Consider the following 4,250-nt stretch of genomic DNA (forward strand, 5'->3'; position numbering starts at 1 on the left):
GCCCCATGGCGCTGCCGATCCTCGCTTTCGGTACCGTCTCGCCGACGAAGGCGATGGTGAGGGCCATCATGATGGCGGCACCCAGGCCCTGCGCCGCCCGGGCGCCGATCAGCAGCCAGAGCGAGGGCGCGACACCGCAGAGGGCCGAAGCCGCGGTATAGAGGGCGATCCCGGCCAGGAGCAGCCGCCGGCGGCCGGCGATGTCGCCGAGCCGTCCGACGCTGACGATGAGGGTGGTAATGGCGAGGAGGTAGGCGAGGACGATCCACTGGACTTGCTGGAACGAGGCGTCGAACGCCTGTGCCAAGGTCGGCAAGCCGACATTGGCGATGCTGGTGCCGAGCGAGGCCAGCAGCATGGAGAGCGAAAGGCTGGCGAGCGCCCATCGGGCCGACGATGTCCGTTCGGTGCTGCGAGCGGCTGCCTCAATTCGTCCTGCAATGATCGATTTCACCATGACCTCCGGCTTGGGGCGCCCCCGAAGGGGCCTGCCGGAAAGCTAGGCCTTCGAGTGATATGGCGGAACACGCATGGTTTGCACTTTATTCGTGCGTTTGGCGCCATATCAGATCGAACGGTCTGTGCTAGGGTCGGGGCATGTCGAGACCGGATCTCAACCTGCTCGTCACGCTGGATGCCCTGCTCGCGGAGGGCAGCGTCGCGCGCGCCGCCCGGCGGCTGCGCCTCAGCCCCTCGGCGATGAGCCGGGCCCTGGCGCGGCTGCGGGAGACGACGGGCGACCCGCTGCTGGTCCGGGCCGGCCGGGGCCTGGTTCCGACCCCGCGCGCGCTCGAGCTTCGCGAACGGGTGGGCCAACTCGTGCAGGACGCGGAGGCTGTTCTTCGCCCGGCCGAGAGACTCGACCTCAAGAAACTCGTCAGGACCTTCACCTTGCGGACCAGCGACGGCTTCGTGGAGAGCTTCGGGCCGGCCCTCATCGCCCGCGTCGGCAAGGAAGCGCCGGGCCTGCAGCTGCGCTTCCTGCCCAAGACGGACAAGGACAGCGCGCCGCTTCGCGAGGGGACCGTCGATCTGGAAACCGGCGTCGTGGGGAAAATGACCGGTCCGGAGATGCGGGCGCAGGCCCTGTTCCGCGACCGCTTCATCGGCGTCGTGCGAAAGCGGCACCCCTTGAGCCGGGGCAAGATCACGCCCGCCCGCTATGCGGCCGGACGGCATGTCCTCGTCTCGCGGCGCAGCCTCGACTGGGGTCCGATCGATGAAGCGCTGAAGTCGTGTGGGCTGGAGCGGGAGATCGCCACGGTCGTCGGCGGCTTCGCGGCCGCGCTGGCTCTGGCGCGCGCCTCCGACCTGATCGCCAGCGTTCCCGAACGGCACACCGGAAGCTTGCGCGCCGGCATGCATAGCTTTCCGCTGCCGATGCCCGTGCCGGAGATCACGGTCTCCCTGCTCTGGCATCCGCGGCTGGATGCCGACCCCGCGCATCGCTGGCTGCGCGGTTGCGTCCGGGACGCTTGCGCCCGGTAAGCGATCGAACAAGCGCGGCTCTTCGCCCATTCATGTTTGACTATTCGGAGAACTCTTGCCGATAGTGCTCCGCGCTTAAGGGGTGTCCTTGGTTGATGAAGATTTGATGACGATGAGCGAGAGCCGATGGCAGAGTCCACTTGCACGGCACCGTCATGCGTGAACAAGCGGGGCCCGGCATGTCCGCCACGCCGATGAATATCCTGGTCCGCGCCTCGACGGACGCGGACGTGCCGGCGATGCTCGCCATCTATCGCCATCACACCACGCGCGGCGTCGGCGACCTCGGCGCCTATGAGGCGGCACCGCTCGAGGAAGAGGATCTGAAGCGCCGCCGCAAGAACATGCGCAAGCGCCGCCTGCCGCATCTGGTCGCCGAGGTCGAAGGCGCCATCGCCGGCTACGCCTATGCCGTGCCCTTCCGCAAGCGCCCCGCTTATCGCTATACGCTCAAGCACTCGATCTATACCCATCACGAGTTCGTCAATTCCGGGATCGGGCGGACTTTATTGCCAGCCCTGATGGAGGCCTGCGCTGCTGCCGGCTATCGGCAGCTCATCGGCTATATCGACGCCGCGAACACGGCATCGCTGCGGCTTCACGAGACCCTGGGCTTCGTCCGCGTCGGGCTGTTGCCCGCGGTCAGCTTCAAATTCGGCGAGTGGGGCGACAGCGTCATGATGCAGCGGGCGCTGGGCCCGGGCGCCAGCTCACCGCCGGGACCCTGGCCGGTGGCGCCGGCTCCCGCAGCCAATCCGGCTGCGCCGCCGCGCGACCCCGACGATCCGGCGTCCTGATGGTTCCGCCAGGACCCTAACCCCAGAGCTGGGCGACGGCCGCCGCGACGAGCGCCAGCCACACCACAAAACGCGGACCACTCAGCGTTCCCAGGGGTCTCATATCGCCGATGATGTTGGGGAACCGATCGCGAGGGCGAGTGAAAATCAGTCGCCACCGGAACGAAACGTTCTTTTCAACGGAACGAGGCTCCCACGAACGCTCACTCCGACTGTCGGCGCCACCGCCCCGGGCTGACCCCGGTATGCTTGCAGAACACCTTGGTGAAATGGCTCTGATCGGCGAAGCCGCAATCGATCGCGATTTCGGGCAGGGTCCGCTCGCCGAGGCGGAGCAGCGTCATGGCCATGTCGATACGCCGTGCCTGGAGCCAGCGATGCGGCGTGATGCCCGTCGATTGGCGGAAGGCGCGGCTGAAATGAGTCACGGACAAACCGCACTCGGCCGCGAGTCTCGACAGCGAGATGTCCGAGCCCAGATGCCCCAGCATCAGCGATTGAGCGCGACGCAGCTGTTGCGGCGAGAGGCCGCCGCGGGCGGAGCGGCGACCCTGAGATCCCGCTTCGCCGTAACGGCCAAGCACATGGGCCGCGACCGCATAGAGGATGTGATCGAGGAAGAGGCCGCTCAAGGGGCCGCCGCCTTCGAGCGCCGGCAGTAGGGCTGCACCCAGATGGCGAATGACGGGATCGTCATAGCCGGTCGCGAAGCGGTAACGCAGCTCCCCGTCGAAGCGTAGCGCGTTCTGCTCCGCCAGCTCGCCGAGCAGGGCGCGCGGCAGATAGAAATGGAGCGAATGATGGCCGGTCCGGGTGAAGCTGATCGGATCGCGCCGCAGGTCATAGAGCGCCGTCTCGCCCGACCGGAACGGAGGCGTCCTCGCCGAACGCCCGTCCTGCCAGAGCTCGTGATCGGGGACGTTGTCGACCATCAGCCCGATCAGCCAGGCCTCGTCATAGCCGATCGACTGGCTGGGCTCCGGCGTCGGGAAATCGGATTTGATCTGCGTGACGGCGAGGGGGCCGCGCTTGAAAGACCGCGCGACATGCGATTTCGGCTTCTCCAGCCAGAAGCGCTCTGCCAGATGGTCGCCATAGGCCTGCTGCGGGCCATCCCCGCCGCTGGCGCCGGACTTCCGACCCATGTCCGCCCCCAAGCGCAAATTACCAGTCTGAGCCTAGCAGCAAGGCCTCGGCCGGAGAAGAGCCGGCGCCCTCCGCTCACGGGCGTCGGCACCAAATGACGCGTAAGCGCTACTGCCGCTCGCCGAAGGAGATCGGATAGGCCGCGCTGCGCAGCAGCAGCATGGGGTCGGCCGGATCGATGCCGGGATGCGGCTGGCCCGGCAGCACCAGGAAGGCCTTGTCCGCGGCCACCAGATCGTCGGGCTGCTTCGTCAGCGTGAAGGTGCCGAGCTTCACCAGCTTGCGGCTCTCCGGCCAGGCGATCGAGGGGTCCTCGATCTTGTCGCCCGTCTCGGCGATCTGTGCATACCAGTCGAAGACGATCGGTCCCTGGGCGAGGCGCGTGACGATTTCCTCCTGGAGATAGTTCGGGCCTTCGGCCTTGAGCTCGTCCGGTGTCAGATAATGCTCGCCCGCGCGCGGCACATAGCGGTAGCGGACGAAGACCGACTTGCCCTTGGCATTGGTCCATTTGAAGGAGTTGATGCCGAAGTAAGTCGCCTGCGCGTAGGAGGCGGGCGTGGTCAGGCTCTTGACGAAGGCCATGGCGATCGGATGCGAACCCAGGAACTGCTCGACCGGATTGGGATGCGCCACGTCCGGCCCGCTGGCGCCGACCGCGCGCAGGAAGGCTGCGAACTCGTCGCTGGTCGCCACGATGAAGCCATTATGCTGGTCGCTCGCCAGATCGTAATCCATCCCATCCTTGGCCCTGATCTTGATCGCGAGGCCGCAAGGGGGCGCCGCGCCGCTGGTGTCCGGGATATCGGGGATGCCGGC

5 protein-coding genes are annotated in these 4,250 nt (G+C 67.1%); 2 read left to right on the forward strand and 3 right to left on the reverse strand.

Features of this window, described 5'->3' with window-relative positions:
• A partial coding sequence (locus ACREE8_RS11465; protein WP_431573129.1) for an MFS transporter occupies window positions 1-457 on the reverse strand: 457 nt, incomplete at its 3' end.
• Window positions 458-597: 140 nt separating this feature from the next.
• On the opposite strand from ACREE8_RS11465, the gene ACREE8_RS11470 reads away from it, so the two are divergent.
• The gene (locus ACREE8_RS11470) at window positions 598-1,488 is read left to right on the forward strand and encodes a LysR family transcriptional regulator (protein ID WP_431573130.1); all 891 of its coding nucleotides are present in this window, start codon (window positions 598-600) and stop codon (window positions 1,486-1,488) included.
• Window positions 1,489-1,643: 155 nt separating this feature from the next.
• The gene (locus tag ACREE8_RS11475) at window positions 1,644-2,285 is read left to right on the forward strand and encodes an N-acetyltransferase family protein (RefSeq protein ID WP_431573131.1); all 642 of its coding nucleotides are present in this window, start codon (window positions 1,644-1,646) and stop codon (window positions 2,283-2,285) included.
• 203 nt (window positions 2,286-2,488) lie between these two features.
• Here the strand turns inward: ACREE8_RS11475 and ACREE8_RS11480 are convergent, their stop codons facing one another.
• Window positions 2,489-3,430, reverse strand: coding sequence for a helix-turn-helix domain-containing protein (locus tag ACREE8_RS11480; RefSeq protein ID WP_431573132.1), 942 nt, complete (start codon window positions 3,428-3,430; stop codon window positions 2,489-2,491).
• 109 nt (window positions 3,431-3,539) lie between these two features.
• On the reverse strand, window positions 3,540-4,250 hold a 711-nt coding region (locus ACREE8_RS11485), incomplete at its 5' end, for a catalase (RefSeq protein WP_431573133.1).

The organism is Hypericibacter sp., assembly GCF_050729195.1.
Taxonomy (GTDB): domain Bacteria; phylum Pseudomonadota; class Alphaproteobacteria; order Dongiales; family Dongiaceae; genus Hypericibacter.

Excerpts from the sequence above, each read along its gene's own strand:
- ACREE8_RS11470 (WP_431573130.1), top strand. The coding sequence starts at position 598 with ATGTCGAGACCGGATCTCAACCTGCTCGTCACGCTGGATGCCCTGCTC.
- ACREE8_RS11475 (WP_431573131.1), top strand. The coding sequence starts at position 1,644 with ATGCGTGAACAAGCGGGGCCCGGCATGTCCGCCACGCCGATGAATATC.
- ACREE8_RS11480 (WP_431573132.1), bottom strand. The coding sequence starts at position 3,430 with ATGGGTCGGAAGTCCGGCGCCAGCGGCGGGGATGGCCCGCAGCAGGCC.